This window comes from Akkermansia sp. N21116 (genome assembly GCF_029854705.2).
Classification (GTDB): Bacteria; Verrucomicrobiota; Verrucomicrobiia; order Verrucomicrobiales; family Akkermansiaceae; genus Akkermansia.
This window is the reverse complement of sequence record NZ_CP139035.1, coordinates 2055425-2076167: the sequence shown is the minus strand read 5'-3', so window position 1 is coordinate 2076167 and position 20743 is coordinate 2055425. Positions and strand designations below refer to the sequence as shown.

The window sequence follows — 20743 nt, the reverse complement described above, 5'->3', positions numbered from 1 at the left end:
AAAGGAATTATTCTTCGTCGTCCGGCTTTCTTTCCACAGCGGCTCCGATGGACAGAAGTTTTTCATCTATCAACTCATAGCCGCGGTCAATGTGGTAAAGCCTGTGGATCTCGGTCGTTCCCTCAGCCTTAAGGGCGGCAAGAACAAGAGCCGCGGAAGCCCGGAGGTCGGACGCCATCACGGGAGCGGCACTCAGGCTTTCCACGCCGGTAATCACGGCGGAACCGTTATCCACTTTGATGTCGGCCCCCATGCGCTTCAATTCCGAACAATGCATAAAACGCTGCGGAAAAATCGTATCCTTGACCACGCTGATGCCGGGAGTCGTCGCAAAAAGCGCCGTCATCTGCGCCTGCATGTCCGTCGGGTAACCGGGATAGGGAGATGTCAAAATTTTGCCGCTCCGCGGTTCCTTCCCCGGGACGACGGTAACGACGTCGCCGCGTTCGCTGAACTGGACGTTATGCCCGCAATCGATCAAAGCCTGGGTAATAGCCTGCAGGTGTTCCCGGCAGACGCGACGGATCGTAACCCCGTCCCCAACCATGGCGGCAGCCACCATGTATGTCCCGGCTTCGATGCGGTCCGGGATCACGGTATGGTTGCAGCCATGAAGCCTTTCCACACCTTCAATGACGATGCGGCTCGTGCCGGCTCCTTCGATTTTGGCTCCCATGCGGATCAGGAAATGGGCCAGGTCGACGACTTCCGGCTCGCAGGCGGCGGATTCGATCACCGTCTCCCCCCGGGCCAGGACAGCCGCCATCATCAAATTATCCGTCCCCAGTACGGTCGGGCCGTTGTCCCCCCTCAGATCGACAACGGTGCCATGCAGACCGTTTTCAGCAGAAATTTTCAGGACACCATTGGCAATTTCCACTTTGGCGCCCAACGCTTCAACGGCCCGGATGTGAAGATTGACCGGGCGGTCGCCGATGACACATCCTCCCGGAAGCGGGATATGACACTCGTGCTTGCGAGCCAGAATAGGCCCCAGCAAGCAAATGGAGGCACGCATTTTGCGAACCTGTTCATAGGTGGCGACGGCTGCAATTTCTTTAGCTTCGATACGGACATTGCCGCTGTACCGCTCGACGGAGGCACCCAGCTGACCAAGTATCTGGAGCATGTAATTGGTATCGGACACATCGGGCACACGGCGGATCATTACCGGTTCATCCGTCAGCAAAGCCGCCGCCAAAATAGGCAGAGACGCATTTTTCGAACCGCTGATATTGACGGTTCCCCTGAGGGTGCAGCCACCATGTACGACCAATTTCTCCATAATAAGTTCCGATGAAGCCGGGAGTATATGCATACAGGCCCGTTTTGCAATACTAAAGGGGCGGGGCCGTCACCCGATTTCAATCTTCTCCCTGGCTCTGGGGCGACTCCTGTTTTTCCGTTCCCTCGCCGTCATCCGTCCCGGGACGGCGCTGTTTGGGAGGTTTGGGGGGGCCGGCATTGTAAACATTGGCCGCAGCCACCAAGCCGTTTTCCCGGACGCACAGGGCGGCATCGACTGCCTTGTCCAGGGTCGCTTCCAGCAAATCCCGTTCATCCGGAGGGAACGTGCCCAAGACATGCCCCACCATGTTGCCCTGCCCTGCCGGCGCGCCTATTCCAAACCTCAAACGCGGAAAATCCTGCGTGCCCAAGTGGCTGATCAGGGATTTGATGCCGTTGTGACCCGCAGCGGAACCGCCTTCCTTCAATTTGAATGTCCCCAGAGGAAAAGCTACTTCATCGTAAATCACGAACACGGCGCGGGGATCGATCTTAAAAAAACGGACTAACGGTCCTACGCACATGCCCGATTCGTTCATGAACGTCATCGGCTTGACCAGCATCACGCCAGGTCCGGCAGCCAGCATCCCCTTGCGCTGCTTGTCGTCGCGGAAGGAAACGCCCCATCGGGCAGCCAGCCTGTCAAGAATCATGAAACCGGCATTATGGCGGGTCAACGCGTAGTTCTTCCCCGGATTGCCGAGGCCTACGATCATCTTCGGAAGAATGATGGGAGAAGTCATGAATTGAAGTTACGAAAAAGGAAAAAGCCCTCTCCGGCCATGGGGTGACATGGGCGGAGGGGCCTGAAATTTCAAGGACATGCCGCCAGGATCAAATCCCGCACGCATCGCCGCCATCCAGGTTCTTCACCGGAGGATTCGTTTCCAACTGGATAGAACGGTTCAGAGCATTGAGGAAAGCGCGGGCGGAACCTTCGATAATGTCCGTTGAGGCCCCCTTGCCGACAAGAGGCGTTCCACTGCCGAAATCGACATGAACCGTGACTTCGCCCAAGGCATCCTTGCCTTCGGAAGCCGCATTGACGGAATAGTCTACCAGCTTGCCCTTGCATTTCGTTATGCGTTCAATCGCCCTGAAAGCAGCGTCGACGGCGCCATTGCCGATGGCGGAATCCACAAACTTGCGGCCTTCCTTGACGAGGCCGATCGTCGCCGTCGCCCGGGCATGGCTGCCGGCGACAAACTGGATGAAATCCAACTGCCACAAACCGAGGCTTTCATGCAGGGAGGTATCCACAATAGCGGACAAATCGTCGTCGTAAACGAACTTCTTGGAATCGCCCAGCTTCTTGAACCGTTCAAACACGACCATCATTTCCTCGTCGCTGAGGACGTGCCCGAGCTGCTTCAGCTTGGCCTGGACGGCAGCGCGTCCCGAATGTTTGGTCAAGGGCAATTCCGTAGCGCCCCAGCCGACAACCTGGGGATCGATGATCTCATACGTTTCCCTGTTGTTCAGAATTCCGTGCTGGTGGATGCCGGACGAATGGGCAAATGCGTTTTCACCGACAATAGCCTTCGAACGTTGCACCTGCAGGCCGCTCATGCGGGAGACGATGCGCGAGGTCTTGACGATTTCACGCGTATTCAAATTGCAGGAGAAATCGCCGAACACGCCCTTGCGGGTCATCAGCGCCATCGCCACTTCTTCCAGAGCGACATTGCCGGCGCGTTCGCCGATACCGTTGATCGTTCCTTCGACCTGGCGGGCTCCGGCCTTGATGGCAGCCAGCGAATTGGCAGTAGCCAGACCGAGGTCGTTGTGACAGTGGACGGCTATGACGGCGTCGTCAATGTTCGGCACGTTTTCCTTCAGATAGCGTATGATGTTGTAAAATTCGTCCGGAGTCGTGTACCCGACCGTATCGGGAATGTTCACCGTCGTGGCTCCAGCACGGATGACTCCCTCGACAACCTTGGCCAGGAAAGGAAGTTCAGTCCGGCTGGCATCTTCAGGAGAAAACTCAACGTCTTGCACAAAGCTCTTGGCATAGGCGACCCCTTCCTCGGCCAGCTTCAGGATTTCATCCGCCGCCTTCTTCAGCTTGAAATCGCGGTGCAGTTTGCTCGTCGCCAGAAACACATGAATACGGGCCCGGTCGCCCGCCGGAGCCAAAGCCCTGGCTGCCGCCTCAATGTCGGATTTCACGCAACGGGCCAACCCGGCAATACGGCAGTTTTTAATTTCCGAAGCAATCGTACTGACAGCTTCGAAGTCGCCGTCGGAAATGCAGGGGAAACCGGCCTCGATAATATCCACGCCCAGTCTTTCTAGCTGACGGGCCACTTCGAGTTTCTGCCGGAGATTCATGGAAGCTCCCGGACATTGTTCTCCGTCGCGTAAAGTGGTGTCAAAGAAATATACTTGTTCAGACATGGCTGTAATTAATTGTGAAGTCTGTAATCTACCCGTCCAAATTCAGAAAATCAAGCCGGGATTCGGTACTATCCCCGGCAATCACCTCGACAATCGTGCCGCTTCATACATCAAGGATGCCTTTACAAGTGCATGAGGAAAGGAAAATCTTGCCCGGCAACGTTTTTGCGTTAAACTTCAAACAATCAAGCCATGAAAATATTACGTCCCCTTTCCTTTCTTCTGCCAGTAGCCGTCCTGTTGCTGGGCGGATGCGGAGGGAGCGACTCCAATTCCTCGTCGTCGATCACGGGAACCTGGCAATCGGGCAATACCTATTTCACCTTCGGTTCCCAGGATACCGTCAATGCCCGCACGTCCACCCAGGTATTCACAGGGACTTACACGGCTCAGGAAAACGGAGAGGAGACGAACGTCACCATGTCCCTGTCCGCCGACAACGGAGCCTCATCGACCAGCATCCGCACCGAAGGTTCCATGAGATTCCTGTCGCCGACTCAAGCCGTTTACACGCCAGTCGTGAGGGAAATCGGCAATTCGGGAGAGCCTGAAACGGCCCCCGACCCTGGTAACATCGGAGAAGCCGCCAATATGACCCGCCTGTAACGTCAGGACATCAGGCTTTCCCTGTTGACGAAAAAAACGGCACCCAGCATGCACAGGAAAGCCCACAAGTAGTCCATCTTCCATTTTTCCCCCATGTAAAACAGGGCGAACGGAATGAAGATAGCAATCGTAATTACTTCCTGGGCAATTTTCAACTGGGCCAGCGACATTCCGGCGGAATGCCCCAATCTGTTGGCGGGGATCATGAAGCAATACTCGAAAAAGGCGATACCCCAGCTAATCAGCAGCACGACCAACAAGGATTTATCGCTGAATTTACTGTTCTGCTTCAGATGCCCGTACCATGCAAGGGTCATCAACCCGTTGGATATCACAAGCAGGATAAGCGAGTACAAAATCTTCATGGCAGAATCGTCACAATGAGGGACGGCGGCAAAAACGTTACGCAATTCCCGGCTTTCGTCAATCCTTGGATGATCTGGGATCGAGCGCATCGCGCAGCCCATCTCCCAAAAAGTTCAGAGCAAGAAGCGTTAGCGAAAAAAACAAGGCAGGAAACAAAAGCAATTCCGGCGTGATCTCCATACGATCGGCTCCTTCCTTGATCAAGGTCCCCCACGATGAGTTGGGAGCCTTCACTCCCAGTCCGAGAAAGGACAGGACAGCCTCCAGTAGCATGATGCCCGGTACGGACAATGTCGTATAGACGATCACCGGTCCCAGCAAATTCGGAGCAATGTGGAAAAAGAGGATACGCGCATGTCCCAGTCCCAGAGAACGAGCCGCCTCGACGAATTCCTGATTCTTCAACTCCATCGTCTGCGTCCGGACGATACGAGCCAATGTCAGCCATCCCAAAGCGCCTATGGCAATGAAAAGCGGAATCAGCCCGGTCATCGGAGCCACCGTCTCGGAAGACAGCCCGGTGACCTCTGTCACCCAGGCAGTCAATTGTGAAGAAGGCTCCTGAATGGCCAGGGAGAAAATGATCACCAGCACAATAAACGGCAACGCGAACAACACATCCACCGTACGCATCATCAAAGCATCCAACCTCCCCCCCGCATAGCCGGAAACCAGTCCATAAGCAACCCCGATCACCAGGGAGACGCCCGTCGCAACCAGGCCGACCAAAAGGGATATCCGCCCTCCGTACAGAACACGGGCGAACAAGTCGCGCCCGAGCTGATCCGTTCCGAACCAGTGATCCCCGGAAACGCCCTCCGCAATGCGGGAAAGATCCTGTACGTTCGGATTCGGCAGCCACGGCAGCAGGGGGATCAAAAAGCAGGCTGCCCCGATCAGAGCCAGTATGACCAGGGACGCCATGGACGCCCTGTTGCGGCTGAGACGGATCATGGCATCGCGCCATAGAGAACTCCCCTGCTCGTTCATTTCGGATATTTTCGAGGAAAATGTCTGTCTGTCACTCATGATGATGCCCTCAAGCGCGGATTCATAGCCAATTGAATCAGGTCAACCGCCAAATTGGCCAAGACGATTAACAATCCGTAAAACAACACCAACCCCTGAATCAGGAAATAATCGCGATCCGTCGTCGCATTGACAAAATGCTGCCCCATGCCCGGTACCTGGAAACACGTCTCTACCACAAACGATCCCGTAATCAAAGCCGCAAAAGCAGGCCCCAGGTACGACACGGCCGGCAGCAAGCCCCCCCGCAAGGCATGCGTCCAAATCAGCCGGAACGGTCCCGCGCCTTTCGCCCGAGCCGTCCTCACGAAATCCATGGAAAGCACTTCCAGCATTCCCCCCCGCGAAAGACGGGCCAGGTACGCAGCGTTAATCAAGCCCAGCGTCAACACGGGTAGCACCAGACACATAGGGTCATCCCACCCTGCAACGCTTAACCACGGAATATTCATCCCCAGCAGCACCCCGAGCAAAGGAGCCACCACAAAAGCCGGAATACAAATGCCAAGCATCGCCAGCATCATCAGGCCCCAGTCCGGCAGACGGTTCTTGTACAAGGCGGCCAGGACGCCGGCAGGGATACCCAGCAACACGGATAAAGCCATGGCCCAAACGCCCAGCTGGAGGGAAACCGGAAACGCCTGGGCGATCATATCGGACACGCCGACTCCTTCCTTGACCAGCGAAGGCCCCAGGTCACCGTGCGCCAGAATATTCCACCAGTAATGCCCGTACTGCACCAGGGCGCTTTGGTCCAGTCCGTAATTGGCCTGCAACTGGGCCAGTACATGTTCCGGCAGGTTCTTTTCCCCCATGAAGGGATGGCCGGGAAGCATGCGGATCAGGAAAAAAGTAATCGTCTCCAGCACGAAAAGCACCAAGGCACCCTGGGCAAGGCGTTTGAGAATCATCTTCATCGAACTTTATCTCCTCCTTTCAGGTGAACATCCTCCAGAATATGGTTGTCCAGCAGCAGAGCATGCCATCCCTGAACTTCCGGTCTTTTCAAATAGCACCTGCGTGACCAATACAGGGGAATCACCGGAGCTCCATCCAGCATCAGGGATTCCGCCCGGCGCATCCAGTCCGTCCGTTCCTTCATGTCGCCCGTTTCATGGGCGCGGCGCATCATCTCGTCGTATTCTTTCTCCGTCCATCCAGTGTTGTTGTTGCCCGAATCCTGCGTCCACAAATCCAGGAACGAAGCCGGATCCAGATAATCCCCCGACCACGATGACGAACAGATATCGTAATTCATCGTATTCTGGGCAAACTTGTACGCCGTCCATTCGCAGGAACGGATATCGACTTCGATCCCCAATTGGCTCTTCCACATAGCCTGGATGGCTTCCGCCATCGTTTTCTGTACCTCGCGGGACGTCGTCATCAATTCAATCCTCGGAAAGCCGCGCCCGCCGGGGAATCCGGCTTCCGCCAGCAATCTCCGGGCTTCGTCCGGCGCATATCCGACTACGGAGGGAGTCTCATACCCAGCACCCGGCGGAGTAAAACCGAAACAGGGTTTCCCCGCACCGCCCGCCACATCGCGAACGAGAGACTCTCGATCCAGAGCCATGGATAAAGCCTTGCGGACACGGGCATCGTTCAGAGGAGGACGTTTCACGTTTAACCTGTAGAAAATCGTCGTATAATAATCTTCTTGCCGGAACTCATCCCCCCCCTTCCGCCTGGCATAGGCCGTCATCTCGGCAGGCACGTTGTTGGACACGTGCAGCTTACCGTCGAAATACATCCGAGTTTCCGTAAAACCATTGACAATCGGCAGGAACCTCACCGCATTCAACCCCACCGAGTCGGCATCGTGATACCGTGGGTTTTTCCTCACCTCCACATAATCGTTAAACCTGTGCTCCGCCATCAGAAAAGGACCATTGCCGACAGCCGCCCCCGGGCGAGTCCACGCACCGGAGCGGTCCAGCATCCCTCCATGCGCCTCCAGGGCATGAGCCGGCACCGGAAACCACGTATTATGCAGCAACAGCAAGGGAAGCATCGGCATTGGAGCCCTCAGTTCCAGACGTACTGTCCGGGAATTCGGACAAACAATGCCCACCCGGGACTTATCCCACAAATCGGGCCTTCCCGCCCGGGCATCGGCCAGCATGCACGCCAGCACAGCCCGGCGATCTTCATCACTACAGGAAGAAGGCCACGCCAGCAGTCCGGGATCGGCAGAAACGCGCACCAATTCACCGGCAGTCATCCTATTCAACCCCTTCCGGACAAGTTCCGGCTCCGGGTGACTCGCGGGAACATCCTTCAACCCCTCCCAGTTGGCATCACGGATACGCTCCCAGGGAACAGAGAAACCCGATTCCGGTCCACACAATATTTCGCCACGGCGATCCTTGTTATACGCCTCCGCATTCTTCAGCGGATACAGCATATCGGCATAACGACCGCCAAATTTCGGATGCAGCAGGCGGTGATAGGCATAATCAAAGTCAGCCGAAGTTAAAGGAGTCCCATCGCTCCACACGGCATCCTCCCGCAGATGGAAAGTCCATTCATCCGCTCTGTCGTTCCGCTCCCATGTCCGAGCCACTCCGGGGTGATACGCGGAATCGTCGGCAGCGTCACCGCGCAGCAACCCCTCCATCACCGCATTGATAATCTTGCTGTCCGCCACAGACGTTGCGATATGGGGATCGAAGCTCTGCGGCTCCGCATTATTGCCAAGGATCAGCATGCCCTTCCTGTTTGCCTCATCCACGGAACTTCCGTCACGGCAACCGCCACACAGCAGCAGCACGGCAATCGGAATCATCATGGACAATCTCATGCGCACACTCTGCCAGCACAACTCACATTTGTGGAGCGAATTTTGCAACCTCTCTCCCATTGCGGAAAACAATCGTACAGCTACATGACGGAGGCAGCCATTCCGGTTCAAGTAGGCGTCCCGATTCTTCCTCCAGGGAAATTTCCACATTCTTTTCAGTAAAAAAAGCAAATGAAGGTCATTCGCCGTTTGCTTTCAAGATGCAGAGAACGTACGACATACATACGATCACGGATACGCGCGCGATCAAAGCTTGAATCCGGTCCTCCATGAACAGTATGATTGACGACGTGCCTGATTCCTACTTTCCATTCTATTCTGCCATCGGCGTCATGTTCTGCATTGCCATCATCATTCTGATATGGACAAGCCTGAGAGACCGCAACGAATCCATCAACAGCCGAGCCGGAAAGTTCCTCATTTACTCCCTTTCCATCCTGTTGGTACCATCCATCATCCTTCTTGCCGTCCAGTCATTCATCGTCAATCCATTCATGGAATCCACCCTGGAACAGAAAGAAAAATTCGCTGCCCAAAACAGATACCTCGGCAGCATTACCCTGGAATGGGACGGTAAGATTATCAATGAGCACGATAAGCTCAAAAACATTGAACAAACTATCTCCCACCGCCTGCACAACAACAAGCAAGTCAGTGCCATCACGTCCGACGCAAATTCGTCCAAAGACCTTTTCTCCACCAAAATCATCTTCTCTCCGCACACCATTCCTGCCGACGACCCGTCAAGCAACTTGCAAGTCCGCAATATCATTAAAACCATCCAAAGCCCCCCCGTCGACAACACAGGAGAAGATATCCTCTCCATCCGCACCGTCCTGACCGACCCCATGGAGGAACCCCCGGCCGGTTTCCGCAGACTTCCCTGGAAAAACGGATTTGTTTATGTCGCGGAAACGAGTCACATCACAGCCAAAGACGTCCTCACCGCCAAACCCCACGGCAAAAACTCCCTCGTGGCCACCCTCACCGAAGCAGGCCAGCTCCGCATGAACGCCATGGCTCGGTATGCCGATGCCAGCAAAAGCCAGGTAGCCCTCATCCATCATGGAAAAGTTGTCGGCATCTATGAGCCGGAACCGGCTATTACGGACCAATTCATCATCAACCCCATCCCCAAGGAAATCGCTATGGAACAAGCTGCCGACGAACTCTCCATGCCTCATTTGGGAACACCGTCCAGCAACATCAAATTCGACTACGTCACCCCCAGTCCCGAAGGTTTCCGATACAGTCTGGCGGACAAAATCGCATCCATTCCCCCCGTTGTAAGCACCTATGCCTGGCTGGGGCTCATGTTCCTGATGCTCATCGTTACCTGCGTGGGCATGCTCGTTATCCATGCCAGAACGAAAACGTCCAACGATCACGAATTTTGACGAAAATCGTATCTCCATCGCCCTGATTTCAATTGACTTTCCGTCTCTCGGGGAATTAGATAAACAATGAATGGCAAAAGGGATTCCCCTCGCCGTCAATTGATAATAAAAAAGGAGCAAAGAACATGACCAACCTGGAAAAATTTGCCTATGCAGGCATGATCTCCTGCAGTACTCCGTCCCCCAACCGGGTCGGGTATTTCTCCCCCACGACACTTCATTCCGAAATCGAAGCCGGGGCGGCCAGCATCCAATCCACCGTTGTTCTGGGAACCGGTTCCTGCCTTTGTACCAACAATGAAGGCATTGCCATCGGAGATGTCAATCCCAACACCGGTCACATTCATCCCGGGCGAGTCACAGTAGAAAAGGATGCCTGGATCGGCCACATCGGAGACAAAGGGGGAAACATCCTCACCATCGGCAAATGTGCGGACGGAGTTCTTATCATCAACAGCGGCAAAGGCCTCTTCGGCAAGGGAGACATCGTCAACCCCGCCGCCCACATCGCCACAGTCAAAGTCAATGAGGGAATGCTCCTGGCTCACCACATCCGCATGGATAATCCTCTTTCCTCCCTCACCATCCGCAACGGCATCGTCCGGACAGAAGCCGTTGCCGGCCGCTTTACAACATGGGTTTTCAGCGGATTGTACACAATCGGCTCCACAGCCAAAGCGGGAGAAATCCGCCTGACTGGCCGCGGTTCCCTGCTCTTCGGTATATCCTCCCATAAACTATCCGCCGCCGACATGGGACATGCTGGCGTCAACTTCATCGGAGACGGAGGCGCTCTCATTGTCCGCCTGGACGATACCGGAGCCTCCCTGTCACAGACCTACGAAGCCGAAGCCTTCTTCGACGCCCTCCTCAAGGAAGGCAAACTGAAGCGCGACGACCAGCCCGTCAAGGACTTCGCCGGATTCAAAATGGCCAAAGTCATCGGCCACGACAACCATTGCTACGCCGTCCTCCGTCCCATGCAGGAAGGCAGCATCCGGAAACTTATGCCCGATGCCCTCAAAAAATTCTTCTACGGAGACACCAAGCAAACCTACGGATTGTAACCCGTTTTTCCATCCGTCGCGTCAGGCGATGCGGCCACGCCTTTCCGACTGTCCTGTTTTTTGATTGTAATTATGTAAAAATTCCCTGATAAAGCACAACATATCCGTTGCATTATCATAAACGGATACCCATTCTACACCCGATATTTTCCTTCACATCCCATCCTACCATGGCCAATCTCAATAAAGTATTCCTGATGGGGAACCTGACAGCAGATCCCGAACTCCGTACTACTCCCAAAGGGACAGCCGTTACAGACATCCGCCTTGCCATCAACAGGTATTTTGCAGGAACTCCCGAAAACAACGACCGTCAGGAAGAAACGACTTTTGTGGACATCACTCTCTGGAACCGCCAGGCGGAAATCGCCTGCACCTATTTGAAAAAAGGCCAGGGTGTCTTCATCGAAGGACGCCTCCAGCTCGACTCCTGGGAAGACCGTCAAAGCGGACAAAAACGCACAAAACTCCGTGTTATCGGGGAAAACCTCCAGCTGTTTCCCCGCGGCGGCGGATCCGGAGATTCCTTCGCCCCCCGTCAACAATCCGGCGGTTACCAGCAGCAGGGAGGCAGCAACTACAGTGCCCCCCGCAGCGGCAATCCCGGATATCCACCCCAGTCAGCCCAAGGCCCCGTCGACGATTTCGGAGACGACGACGATATTCCGTTCTAAAGCATTGATTCCGTCAATGGGGGTATTCCCCTCATGAACAAATCCCCCCGCCAGCGCACGCCACGGGGGGATTTTTCATATGCCGTCAGCCTCCGGCGTCAGACCGGGGCAGTCATTTGCTCTTTCCTATTGATAAAATCGTGATAACCTGAACGCCACATGGAAGAAGATCTTCATGCGACTAAAACGCCCAGCCGTAAAGAATGGTTAAGCTTTTCGTCGCTCATTCTGATTCAGTCCCAGAATGCTTTCAACGAAAAAGCGGCCCAATTCCTGCTGATCCCCCTAGCGGCCTGGCTTTGGAACGAAGCCGGGAACATGGAATATGCCCTGGGGGCTATTATCGGCCTTCCCTACCTGCTGTTTTCCCCCCTGGTGGGCTGGCTGGCAGATTGCTTCTGCAAAGCGCGCATCATTCAGTTCATGACGTTCCTGCAAATCGGAGTTATGGCCCTCATGTGGCACTGCTTCGTGGCACACGACATATACGGGGCCATCCTGTGGTTCTGCATCTTCGCCATCCAGGCCACTATCCTGAGTCCGGCCCGGAAGGGTATCGTCAAAGACATGGTCGGATCCCGCCAGCTGGGCTTCGCCTCCGGAATCGTGGAAATGAGCATCATCTTCTCAATTCTGGCAGCGCAAATCGGTATTTTTATCTGGTTCGACGAACTGCTCCAAAGTACCGGTGACGGTTGGCATGCCGCCGCCTATCCGACGATGATCATGATTCTCGTCGCCGTTCCCGTCGCCATTGCCTCCCTCTTCCTGCCCCGCTATCCTGTCACCCAGAAAAAGCCCTTCAAGATCAGCCTTTTCTACGAACACTTCCTACAGATTAAATTCCTCTGGCGCCAGCGTAATCTCCGTTTGAGCGAAATCGGCATTTCCTATTTCTGGTTCCTTGCCGGCGTCCTTATTCTTATCACCATCCAAATAGCCAAGGACGTCACCAGCGGCGATGTAGGCTTCGGGTGGGTTGCAGCCATCCTCATGGCGTGGCTTAGCGGAGGAGTCATCGTCGGCGGAGTCATCGCCTCCATCATCTGCCATAAAAAAATCGAATTGGGCCTCATCCCCCTAGGAGCCATCGGTTTGACCGCCGGCTGTATCTTTACCTCCTTCTTCGAGCCTATGACGCTGGGAAGCAACCTCGGCTTCTCTATCACCGGTGCCTTCGCCTCAGCCTACCTCGTCCCGCTGAACGCTTACCTGCAGGACAACTGTGAGCCTTCGTCACGAGGTAACGTCATCGCCGCCGGCAACCTCCTGGACATGCTCATGGGACTCATTGCAGTCGGTTTCCAAATGGTGATGAAGGAATTTATCCCCATCCAGCAACAATTCATCGTCCTCTCCTTCCTCGGGCTGGGCATTACCATCGTCGCTCTGCGCCTCATCCCCCGGGAATTCATCCGCATGATCGGCCTCTGGGGCATGCGTTTCGTGTACCGCGCCCGCATCATGGGGCAAAACAACATCCCTGAATACGGGGGAGTCATCATCATATCCAACCATGTGACCTATGGAGATGCCCTGTTCCTCTCCATGGTTTTTCCACGTCCCATCCGCTTTATCGTTGCAGAGGAATTCGTCACTTTGCGCTGGCTCGGCTGGCTACTGGAACTCTTCAACTGCCTTCCCATCTCTTCCCGCAAGCCACGTGAAGCCCTATCCAAAGCGATCCAGGCGCTCAAAGACGGTGAAGTTATCTGCATCTTTCCCGAAGGCCAGCTCACCCGTACCGGTACCCTCTGTGCCGCCCGGCGCGGCCTGGAGCTGATGGCACGCAAATCCCACTGCCCGATCGTCCCAATCTACATGGACGGCTTGTGGGGCAGCGTTTTTTCCTATTCCGGGAACCGTTTCTTCTCCAAGAAACCCCGGCAAATTCCCTACCGTTTCACAGCAGCCATCGGAGAACCTCTCGATCCTCAGACAGTCACATCCGTCCAAGCCATCAATGTCCTCCGCAGACTTTCGGCGGATTGCCTCGACGTCTCCGCCCATATCGGGCGCAACAGCATTCTGGCACATCTGGAGAATATCGGCACGGACATGCTCGTTACATCCAACACCGGAGAACTGACAGGCAATGACATAGCCCACTACCTCATCAACGAGAGCGCTCCTCCGGACAAGGGAGTCCTCACGGACTGGGTACGGCAGTTCATCGACTGCTGTGGTGACAGAGACAACCTCAACAGGTTGTGGATCAACGCTCAGCAAATTGACCGCGTCAACTCCTTCCTGCCAGGGGAAACCATGTTGACAACTGTTGGCAACGGAGAAAACCAGGAAGCGGTCGTCGCTATCTTCTGGCCCATTCTGACCAACACGCCGGTCTACCTGCTCAACGACCACGATTCCTCCATCCCGGCCTTCATCCGCCAAATAGCCGGAGGATTTCATCTGCGCAAAAGACTTTACGATCTTGTTCCTCCCAGGAGGCTCCAGTTCTACGACTTCAGCAACAAGCCCAGTCTTACTCTGCCCAACACGACATGGAAACCCTGTTTCTGTTCCGACAAAGGCTGCGTCATCTCCATGTCCATGTGCCACGGCGTGTTCAAACTGGACGACGGTACCGTCCAATTGGGTATGAGGCCGCGTACCCTCGGCCGTCTCCTGCCGGGATTCTACCAGACCAGTAGCAATGCCTCTGAAATCATGGGGCCATCCCTCAAGGAACCCTACTCCCTCCCGCCTAACACCTACCTTGATGAATCGGGATTCCTCGCAGAATTGCAGAGTGATTCCAAGGATTCATGAGTCTCCACCTATTCCCCCCCCATGGAACATCAAAAAAGATTGCCCATCGACCAATACGTCATGACCTTGGCTCACGCAGCCGCCCTGCGCTCCGAAGATCCCTATCGGAAAGTCGGCGCGGCAGCCCTTGATGCCGACAACCGCGTCATCGGAACCGCCTACAACGGTCTCTTCCCCGGCTTCAAAGCCACAGACGAATTCTGGAGCAGCCGCGAAGGACGCCAAAAATACATGCTCCACGCAGAAATCAACCTCTGCAGCCTCATACGCCGTGGAGAAGCTAAAATCGTCGCCTGCACAACCATGCCCTGTACGTCCTGCATGCAAGCCCTGTGCGCCCACGGAGTCAAAACAATTTACTACGCCGAACCCTATGCCAAATCCGACGCCCCCGCCATCGCCGCCATGTATGGAGTGGAACTCATCCAGGTGAACGACTACCCTCTTTCTGCTCATTTTCCTCTTGTTGCCGACGTTGATTGACAACCATTCCCAGAAGATCCCCATTTCAATCTACCCTATCCATTCTCCGTTTCATCCGTGAAAATTCATAACCGTCACGGACGGTTAACACAAAGCGCGCTTGACCTAGTGAACAAAACGGAGACAATCCTTCCCCATACTCTCAACTGATACCTGTTCATGAATTTGTTGGCACAATCTCCACAGAACGCGGATGCCGCCCTTTATGGGGGAAATCCCTTTTTCAATTTTATCTTCAACTGCTTCAGCGATCCCCTTTTTATCTTCATCGCTGGCATGGCTCTTCTAGGGCTCTTCTTCTGGTATCTGAGTTCCGATGATGACAAAATGAAGAGGAACTCCGGCACCCTCTTCATCATCGGCATCTCCGCCTTCTCCCTTTTTTCCCTGATGACCTCCGGCATCCGGTACGGCATCGATATCGACGGCGGCGTCTCCTTCACGCTCCAGGTTCAACCCAACATCATCGACGGCAAACCGGAGCCTCTCTCCTCCCAGGCCATGGAACAGGCTTGCCTGACCATCAATGAACGATTGAACGCTTCCGGTGCCAACGAAGTGACAGTCATGCCTCAGGGGCAGGATAAAATTCAAATCCAGATCCCGGAAACGGACCCGGAAAAAATCAAGAAACAGCGCGAAATCATCACTAAAATCGCCCACCTGGAGATTCTTCCCGTCCACCCGGACAACCATCGCCTCATCAGCGAAGGTATCGAACGCGTCCCCGGCTATCAGCTTTACGACTACGAATTCACCAGTGAATCCGGCAAGGTTTTTCACGAAAAATTCTTCCTCACCAAACTTCCCCTGCTCACCGGCAAGGACATCAAAAGCGCCCATCCCAACTACGCCCAGAAGGGGTACATCGGAGTAACTCTTAGCAATGACGGAGCTGAAAAACTATGGAACGCCACTCTCAAAATGAAAAAAGGGGTAGACCGTCTTGCCATCGTTCTCGACGGTCGCGTCATCAGTGCGCCCGTCGTCCAGGCTAACCTTTCCAAGGATTTCAGCATCAGCGGACTCGATAAACCCGGGGAAGCCGAACAACTCGCCAAAACCCTGACAAACCCCCTCTCCAACGAACTGAAGATCCTTGAACAACGCCAAGTATCCGCCTCCCTCGGTAAGGCAGCCCTCGTACAAAGTGAATGGGCCGGTGTAGCAGGACTTCTCATCTGTTTCCTCCTTGTCGCCATCTACTATCGTTTCGCCGGCATCGTCGCCATGGTCGGCCTGACCATCAACGCCCTGATCCTGTTGGGCCTCATGTCCCTCTTCGGATTCGTACTGACCCTGCCGGGCATTGCCGGTATCGTACTGACACTCGGTATGGCCGTTGACGCCAACGTGCTCATCAACGAACGATTGCGGGAAGAAAAGGAAAAGGGCAACAGCTTTGGCTATGCTCTTCGCAAATCGTATGAAAAGGCATTCTCCGCCATTTTCGACTCCAACATTACATCGCTCATCACCGCCGTCATCCTTTTCTTCATGGCCAGCGGTACCATCAAGGGATTTGCCGTGACCCTCATCATCGGTATTCTCTCGTCAATGATCGGCGCCATCGTCGTCACCCGTGTGCTCTTCTATTGGATGGAAAAGACGGGATTGCTCCACAACATGCAGTTCCTCAACGTCTTCAAGCGCATGAAGAAGTTCGACTTCCTTTCCAAGCGTAAAATCTTCATGACCATCTCCGTCACGTGCATCGTCGCCAGTTTCGTCGCTGCCGTCGTCCAGAAGGACAAATGCCTCGGCATCGACTTCACGGGAGGTACTTCGATCACCTACGATATTCCCGACGGGGTCAAGACCGATTTCAAGGATGTTGAAAAAATCATTGCCAAACTGACCTTGAGCCAGACGACAACCGTGCAGGAGTTCACCACGCCGACAGGAGATTCCATCATTATTCGCTGCGCCGCCAATCAGGATGACATTGCAAAAATCACCCAGGCCGTGCAGAAGGAGGTTCCGCAGATTGTCAAGGCCTCCGGTCCAAGCGTAGACATGGTCGGCCCCATCCTCGGTGAAGAATTCCTCAACAGTTCCATGTGGGCTATCATAGCCGGCCTCATCGGCATCATGCTCTACATGGCCGTCCGTTTCGAATGGTCGTTTGCCCTGGCCGCCGTGGTCGCTATCTTGCACGATGTTATCCTCGTCCTCGGAGTCGTCATCATCTCCGGTGAACAGTTGAACATCATCCATGTCGGCGCCATTCTTACTATTGCGGGGTATGCCGTTAACGATACCATTGTTATTTTCGACCGTATCCGGGAACAAATCCGTTTTGCCGATCCCGACAAGGACGAAAAGGCAATGATGAACGATGCCATCAACTTCACTCTGTCCCGTACCATTCTGACGTCTGGAGCCACATTGAGCACGGTTATCTGCCTCTACTTCTTTGGCGGTCCCGCCATGCAAGACTTCTCGTTCACCATTCTTGTCGGTATCCTCATCGGCACATACGCTTCCATCTGTATCGCTCCGGCCTGCGTCTTCTTCTTCACACGCAAGCACAGCCTGCATGAAGAAGTGAACCGCGCCATGGATGCCGAACTTGGCAATACCACTCACTAAAAAAGAAATACACTCTACTTTCACAGTCACCCCGTTCCGGTCCACATCCGGAGCGGGGTGCTTTTTTATCAAAATCTCTTCATATACATGACACGGTTCCGCTTTACGCCATACTTGACTATCATTTCGCAAATTCGGACAATACCCGACCCGCCGGAACTTGATCCGGCATTTTTTATCATCACCCGCAGCACCTTCGTATGAACAACGTTTCCTACAAACACATCTGGTCCGTGACCTACCCCATCCTCATCAGCCTCCTGATGGAGCAAATGATCGGTATCACGGATACCATGTTCCTTGGCCGATACGGGGAAGTCGAGCTTGGAGCATCCGCCATTGCAGGCGTTTACTATCTCGCCATGTTCGTGGTTGCGTTCGGATTCGGCATCGGAGCCCAAATTATCATGGGGAGGAGAAACGGAGAAGGCCGTTATCGCCAAATCGGCCCCGTCATGGTACAGGGAGCCTTTTTCATGGTCGTCATGGCAGCCGTCATGTTCACTGTTTCCCGCATATGGACGCCGGGCATTCTACGTTCCATCATCGAATCGGACGCCATCTACCATGCATCTCTGGAATACCTGAACTGGCGTATCTACGGATTCTTCTTCGCCTTCATCGCCATCATGTTCCGCTCATTCTACGTAGGAATCACCCGGACCGGCGTCCTGACATCCAATTCGCTCATCATGGTCGGTGCCAACGTCCTGCTGAACTATACCCTCATCTTCGGACATTTCGGTTTTCCCCGTCTCGGCATTGCCGGGGCTGCCATCGCATCCTCGATCTCGGAACTCGTCTCCCTCATATTCTTTTTCATTTATACATGGAAGAAAACGGATTTGGAGAAATACGGTTTCACATATGCCTTCCGGTTCCGTCCGCGTCTGTTAAAAGGCATACTTGCCATTTCTTCATGGATGATGGTGCAGAACTTCGTTTCCATGTCGATGTGGTTCATCTTTTTCCTCTCCATCGAACATCTCGGAGAGCGCCCTCTGGCGCTGGTTAACATTACGCGCACCGCTGCCACCGTCTTCTACATGATCGTCAGTTCCTTTGCCTCCACGACAAGCACCCTCGTCAGTAACAGCATCGGAGCCGGAAGAAGCAACGACATCTTCCCTATATGCACCAAATGCATTAAAATGGCCTCCTTGTTCATTCTACCCCTGATCGCATTCTGCCTGCTATTCCCCGGACTAGTCTCCGGATTCTTCACCAACAACCTTGAACTAGCACAAGAAAGCATTCCCGTCATCCGTGTTATGGCAGCAACCATCATCTTCGTCGTACCGGCATTCATCCTGTTCAGTGCCGTCTCGGGTACCGGTAATACGCGAACGGCTTTCTTCATGGAACTCATCTGTCTTTCCATCTACCTGCTGGCCATCTACGTCATCGTTATCAAACTTAGATCCGACGTCGCCATTTGCTGGCTTACAGACCCTATCTACAGCTTTGCTCTCATCCCAATGGCTTGGATTTACCTCAGAAGAGGAAACTGGCAATCCAAAAAAATCTAATGCCCGGAAACAATTGGATTGCTATATTTCAATAATGATTATAAAAAATAAGCAATGAGCAAAACACTCGAAAATCTCAAAGCAGCAATCATCGGAGAAACCACCGCATCCGCCACTTACGCAGCCTATGCAGCCATTGCCGCTCAGGAAGGGTATCCACTGATCCAGAAGTTGTTCGAAGCAGCTTCGCGTGCGGAATCCATCCACGCGGCCAATCATAACAAAGTGCTCGTGAAACTCGGAGGTGCCATGGAACCCTTTGATATCCAGATCAAAGCCGGCACAACTATTGAAAACCTCAAGGCTGCCATAGCCGGAGAAACCCATGAATTCGAAGTCATGTATCCCGAATTCATCGCCGAAGCGGAAGCTGCCGGAGAAAAAGCCGCCGTACGCACCTTCGTCTGGGCCAACGATACGGAAAAGGAACACGCCAAGTTCTACGGAATCGCCTTGGAAGCCCTGCAGGCCGGCAAACCCGCAGAATTGCCCACCCGGTACTGGATATGCCCCCTTTGCGGCGATACGTTCAGCACCGTAGAAGACATGACCGCCTGCCCTCTTTGTGGAACCAAAGTGGAAAAATTCATCATCATCTCCTGAGAAACGATCTCGGATCAATTCGACACGATCAAAGAACCGGAGAAGCCAAACTTCCTCCGGTTCTTTTTATATATCGGTCGAAGACGTCATTCAATACCCGTTTCCCGGCGGATCTCGTTGGAATAATCACTCAAGTCATCCGCCTCGCACCCTTGAGGCACCCGGGAACGCTTCTTGAGTTCCTCGAAGGTTTCTCCGGGATCATGCAGCAAACTGCCGGCATCAAAGGCATGACGGTCACTCAAACCATTGAGGATGGGGGAAGATTCGTATCTGTTCCTCTTGAGGGTCTGCCGGAATGGAGGAAGAAGAGCCGTCGTGCAATTGTTAGTCAGCGTATTGTAGAATTCCGGAGACTCATTCTGATCCTGAAGAAGCTTGAGAAACTCCACCAAGACGCCCCGGATTTGCTCCGGCTTTAAATTCAACCGATAAAGATATAAGTCTTCCTTGCGGAAATTGGTACGCAGGGCAAATAGATCCCGTTCCGTAGCCGGGATGTACATCAGGTTGAATTGCTTGAACAATCCGGGAATACTGCCCTGCTCCACGCCCTTCGGCAATCGCGTCTCGGCTGAAATGGCAAGATAACGGCCATCGCTAAACCCGAAGGAAAGCATCGTATGCGCCACCATCTCCAAACCATCCCAGTGAGACACGGCAAAATCAAGTGTCCTCACATCGTTAAGGCGAAATGTCTCTGTCCGGTAACATACCTTATATTCATTGGGAGAAATGTAGGAAAAATCCCTCACATTCTCCACCGTCGCCGTATCCGGCCCATCCCACACTACTCGGGGCAATCTTCCCCACGGATCCTGCCACTCCCCGTCATTCGAGGCCGGGTACAAGGCATAAAAACCGAGAAGCCCGCCCAGAAAGCACCAAAACACAGGCATAGCCCAGCGAAACTTCTTGCGTAAAAAAAACAAAACCACGGAATCCGCCGCAAAAAGCCACACCAGGCCCCCCCCTCCGGGAATCATGTAATAGACAATGCCTGCACACCAGACAGCCAGCAATAAGCCAGTCAAAAACAGAACAGACTTGCCCAGCAAAGAACACGCACGACGAATCATAGTCGCCTTAAACTACCTTTCCGGCGCCCACCCGGCAAGACGGATTTTTCCGATAT

At 54.1% G+C, this 20743-nt stretch carries 18 protein-coding genes; 10 read left to right on the top strand and 8 right to left on the bottom strand.

Features of this window, described 5'->3' with window-relative positions:
• Nucleotides 1-7 precede the first annotated feature (7 nt).
• The 3 genes from murA to QET93_RS08055 form a co-directional block, all read right to left on the bottom strand.
• On the bottom strand, nt 8-1285 hold the full coding sequence (murA, locus tag QET93_RS08065; protein ID WP_280131600.1) for a UDP-N-acetylglucosamine 1-carboxyvinyltransferase: 1278 nt from the start codon (nt 1283-1285) through the stop codon (nt 8-10).
• A 79-nt stretch (nt 1286-1364) separates the two neighbouring features.
• Nucleotides 1365-2030 (bottom strand): aminoacyl-tRNA hydrolase, encoded by a 666-nt coding sequence (gene pth, locus QET93_RS08060; protein ID WP_280131601.1) that lies wholly within the window; start codon nt 2028-2030, stop codon nt 1365-1367.
• A gap of 91 nt (nt 2031-2121) precedes the next feature.
• Complete coding sequence (locus QET93_RS08055) at nt 2122-3687, bottom strand: 2-isopropylmalate synthase (protein ID WP_280125287.1); 1566 nt, start codon at nt 3685-3687, stop codon at nt 2122-2124.
• Between QET93_RS08055 and QET93_RS08050 the strand changes: the two genes are divergently transcribed.
• Both QET93_RS08050 and QET93_RS08045 read left to right on the top strand, forming a co-directional pair.
• A complete protein-coding gene (locus QET93_RS08050) occupies nt 3686-3823 on the top strand; it encodes a hypothetical protein (RefSeq protein ID WP_280125286.1) in 138 nt (45 codons plus the stop codon). The two genes, QET93_RS08055 and QET93_RS08050, sit on opposite strands and share 2 nt — an antisense overlap.
• Nucleotides 3824-3879: 56 nt before the next feature.
• On the top strand, nt 3880-4293 hold the full coding sequence (locus QET93_RS08045; protein ID WP_280131602.1) for a hypothetical protein: 414 nt from the start codon (nt 3880-3882) through the stop codon (nt 4291-4293).
• 2 nt (nt 4294-4295) lie between these two features.
• Here QET93_RS08045 and QET93_RS08040 read toward each other — a convergent pair whose 3' ends face one another.
• Genes QET93_RS08040 through QET93_RS08025 form a run of 4 tightly spaced genes read right to left on the bottom strand, consistent with a single transcriptional unit; the run spans nt 4296 to nt 8479 of the window.
• Complete coding sequence (locus tag QET93_RS08040; protein ID WP_280131603.1) at nt 4296-4748, bottom strand: DMT family protein; 453 nt, start codon at nt 4746-4748, stop codon at nt 4296-4298.
• Entirely contained in the window at nt 4717-5688 is a 972-nt protein-coding gene (locus QET93_RS08035; protein WP_280131604.1) for an ABC transporter permease, read from the bottom strand. Before QET93_RS08035 ends, QET93_RS08040 begins: the two co-directional genes overlap by 32 nt.
• Complete coding sequence (locus tag QET93_RS08030) at nt 5685-6605, bottom strand: ABC transporter permease (RefSeq protein ID WP_280131605.1); 921 nt, start codon at nt 6603-6605, stop codon at nt 5685-5687. Before QET93_RS08030 ends, QET93_RS08035 begins: the two co-directional genes overlap by 4 nt.
• Nucleotides 6602-8479 (bottom strand): peptide ABC transporter substrate-binding protein, encoded by a 1878-nt coding sequence (locus tag QET93_RS08025; RefSeq protein ID WP_322189936.1) that lies wholly within the window; start codon nt 8477-8479, stop codon nt 6602-6604. The genes QET93_RS08030 and QET93_RS08025 overlap by 4 nt, the downstream gene beginning before the upstream one ends.
• Before the next feature lie 281 nt (nt 8480-8760).
• On the opposite strand from QET93_RS08025, the gene QET93_RS08020 reads away from it, so the two are divergent.
• From QET93_RS08020 to QET93_RS07985, 8 genes are all read left to right on the top strand, one after another.
• The gene (locus tag QET93_RS08020; RefSeq protein ID WP_280125280.1) at nt 8761-9888 is read left to right on the top strand and encodes a hypothetical protein; all 1128 of its coding nucleotides are present in this window, start codon (nt 8761-8763) and stop codon (nt 9886-9888) included.
• Nucleotides 9889-10013: 125 nt separating this feature from the next.
• Nucleotides 10014-10955: a hypothetical protein gene (locus QET93_RS08015; protein WP_280131607.1), complete on the top strand. Its 942-nt coding sequence runs from the start codon at nt 10014-10016 to the stop codon at nt 10953-10955.
• Between the two features lie 170 nt (nt 10956-11125).
• Entirely contained in the window at nt 11126-11629 is a 504-nt protein-coding gene (ssb, locus tag QET93_RS08010; protein ID WP_280131608.1) for a single-stranded DNA-binding protein, read from the top strand.
• A gap of 159 nt (nt 11630-11788) precedes the next feature.
• Entirely contained in the window at nt 11789-14401 is a 2613-nt protein-coding gene (locus tag QET93_RS08005; RefSeq protein WP_280125277.1) for an MFS transporter, read from the top strand.
• Nucleotides 14402-14422: 21 nt separating this feature from the next.
• Nucleotides 14423-14884, top strand: a complete 462-nt coding sequence (locus QET93_RS08000) for a deoxycytidylate deaminase (protein ID WP_280131609.1) — start codon at nt 14423-14425, stop codon at nt 14882-14884.
• 159 nt (nt 14885-15043) lie between these two features.
• Entirely contained in the window at nt 15044-17476 is a 2433-nt protein-coding gene (secD, locus tag QET93_RS07995; protein WP_280131610.1) for a protein translocase subunit SecD, read from the top strand.
• 200 nt (nt 17477-17676) lie between these two features.
• The gene (locus tag QET93_RS07990) at nt 17677-19005 is read left to right on the top strand and encodes an MATE family efflux transporter (RefSeq protein ID WP_280131611.1); all 1329 of its coding nucleotides are present in this window, start codon (nt 17677-17679) and stop codon (nt 19003-19005) included.
• A gap of 54 nt (nt 19006-19059) precedes the next feature.
• On the top strand, nt 19060-19608 hold the full coding sequence (locus tag QET93_RS07985; protein ID WP_280125273.1) for a rubrerythrin family protein: 549 nt from the start codon (nt 19060-19062) through the stop codon (nt 19606-19608).
• An 86-nt stretch (nt 19609-19694) separates the two neighbouring features.
• On the opposite strand, the gene QET93_RS07980 is transcribed toward QET93_RS07985, so the two are convergent.
• Nucleotides 19695-20687 (bottom strand): DUF4105 domain-containing protein, encoded by a 993-nt coding sequence (locus tag QET93_RS07980; protein WP_280125272.1) that lies wholly within the window; start codon nt 20685-20687, stop codon nt 19695-19697.
• Nucleotides 20688-20743 lie beyond the last annotated feature (56 nt).

What these genes read in the sequence shown, in the direction of transcription:
- murA (WP_280131600.1), bottom strand. Translation starts at nt 1,285, where the DNA reads ATGGAGAAATTGGTCGTACATGGTGGCTGCACCCTCAGGGGAACCGTC.
- pth (WP_280131601.1), bottom strand. Translation starts at nt 2,030, where the DNA reads ATGACTTCTCCCATCATTCTTCCGAAGATGATCGTAGGCCTCGGCAAT.
- QET93_RS08050 (WP_280125286.1), top strand. Translation starts at nt 3,686, where the DNA reads ATGGCTGTAATTAATTGTGAAGTCTGTAATCTACCCGTCCAAATTCAG.
- QET93_RS08055 (WP_280125287.1), bottom strand. Translation starts at nt 3,687, where the DNA reads ATGTCTGAACAAGTATATTTCTTTGACACCACTTTACGCGACGGAGAA.
- QET93_RS08045 (WP_280131602.1), top strand. Translation starts at nt 3,880, where the DNA reads ATGAAAATATTACGTCCCCTTTCCTTTCTTCTGCCAGTAGCCGTCCTG.
- QET93_RS08040 (WP_280131603.1), bottom strand. Translation starts at nt 4,748, where the DNA reads ATGCGCTCGATCCCAGATCATCCAAGGATTGACGAAAGCCGGGAATTG.
- QET93_RS08035 (WP_280131604.1), bottom strand. Translation starts at nt 5,688, where the DNA reads ATGAGTGACAGACAGACATTTTCCTCGAAAATATCCGAAATGAACGAG.
- QET93_RS08030 (WP_280131605.1), bottom strand. Translation starts at nt 6,605, where the DNA reads ATGAAGATGATTCTCAAACGCCTTGCCCAGGGTGCCTTGGTGCTTTTC.
- QET93_RS08025 (WP_322189936.1), bottom strand. Translation starts at nt 8,479, where the DNA reads ATGATGATTCCGATTGCCGTGCTGCTGCTGTGTGGCGGTTGCCGTGAC.
- QET93_RS08020 (WP_280125280.1), top strand. Translation starts at nt 8,761, where the DNA reads ATGAACAGTATGATTGACGACGTGCCTGATTCCTACTTTCCATTCTAT.
- QET93_RS08015 (WP_280131607.1), top strand. Translation starts at nt 10,014, where the DNA reads ATGACCAACCTGGAAAAATTTGCCTATGCAGGCATGATCTCCTGCAGT.
- ssb (WP_280131608.1), top strand. Translation starts at nt 11,126, where the DNA reads ATGGCCAATCTCAATAAAGTATTCCTGATGGGGAACCTGACAGCAGAT.
- QET93_RS08005 (WP_280125277.1), top strand. Translation starts at nt 11,789, where the DNA reads ATGGAAGAAGATCTTCATGCGACTAAAACGCCCAGCCGTAAAGAATGG.
- QET93_RS08000 (WP_280131609.1), top strand. Translation starts at nt 14,423, where the DNA reads ATGGAACATCAAAAAAGATTGCCCATCGACCAATACGTCATGACCTTG.
- secD (WP_280131610.1), top strand. Translation starts at nt 15,044, where the DNA reads ATGAATTTGTTGGCACAATCTCCACAGAACGCGGATGCCGCCCTTTAT.
- QET93_RS07990 (WP_280131611.1), top strand. Translation starts at nt 17,677, where the DNA reads ATGAACAACGTTTCCTACAAACACATCTGGTCCGTGACCTACCCCATC.
- QET93_RS07985 (WP_280125273.1), top strand. Translation starts at nt 19,060, where the DNA reads ATGAGCAAAACACTCGAAAATCTCAAAGCAGCAATCATCGGAGAAACC.
- QET93_RS07980 (WP_280125272.1), bottom strand. Translation starts at nt 20,687, where the DNA reads ATGATTCGTCGTGCGTGTTCTTTGCTGGGCAAGTCTGTTCTGTTTTTG.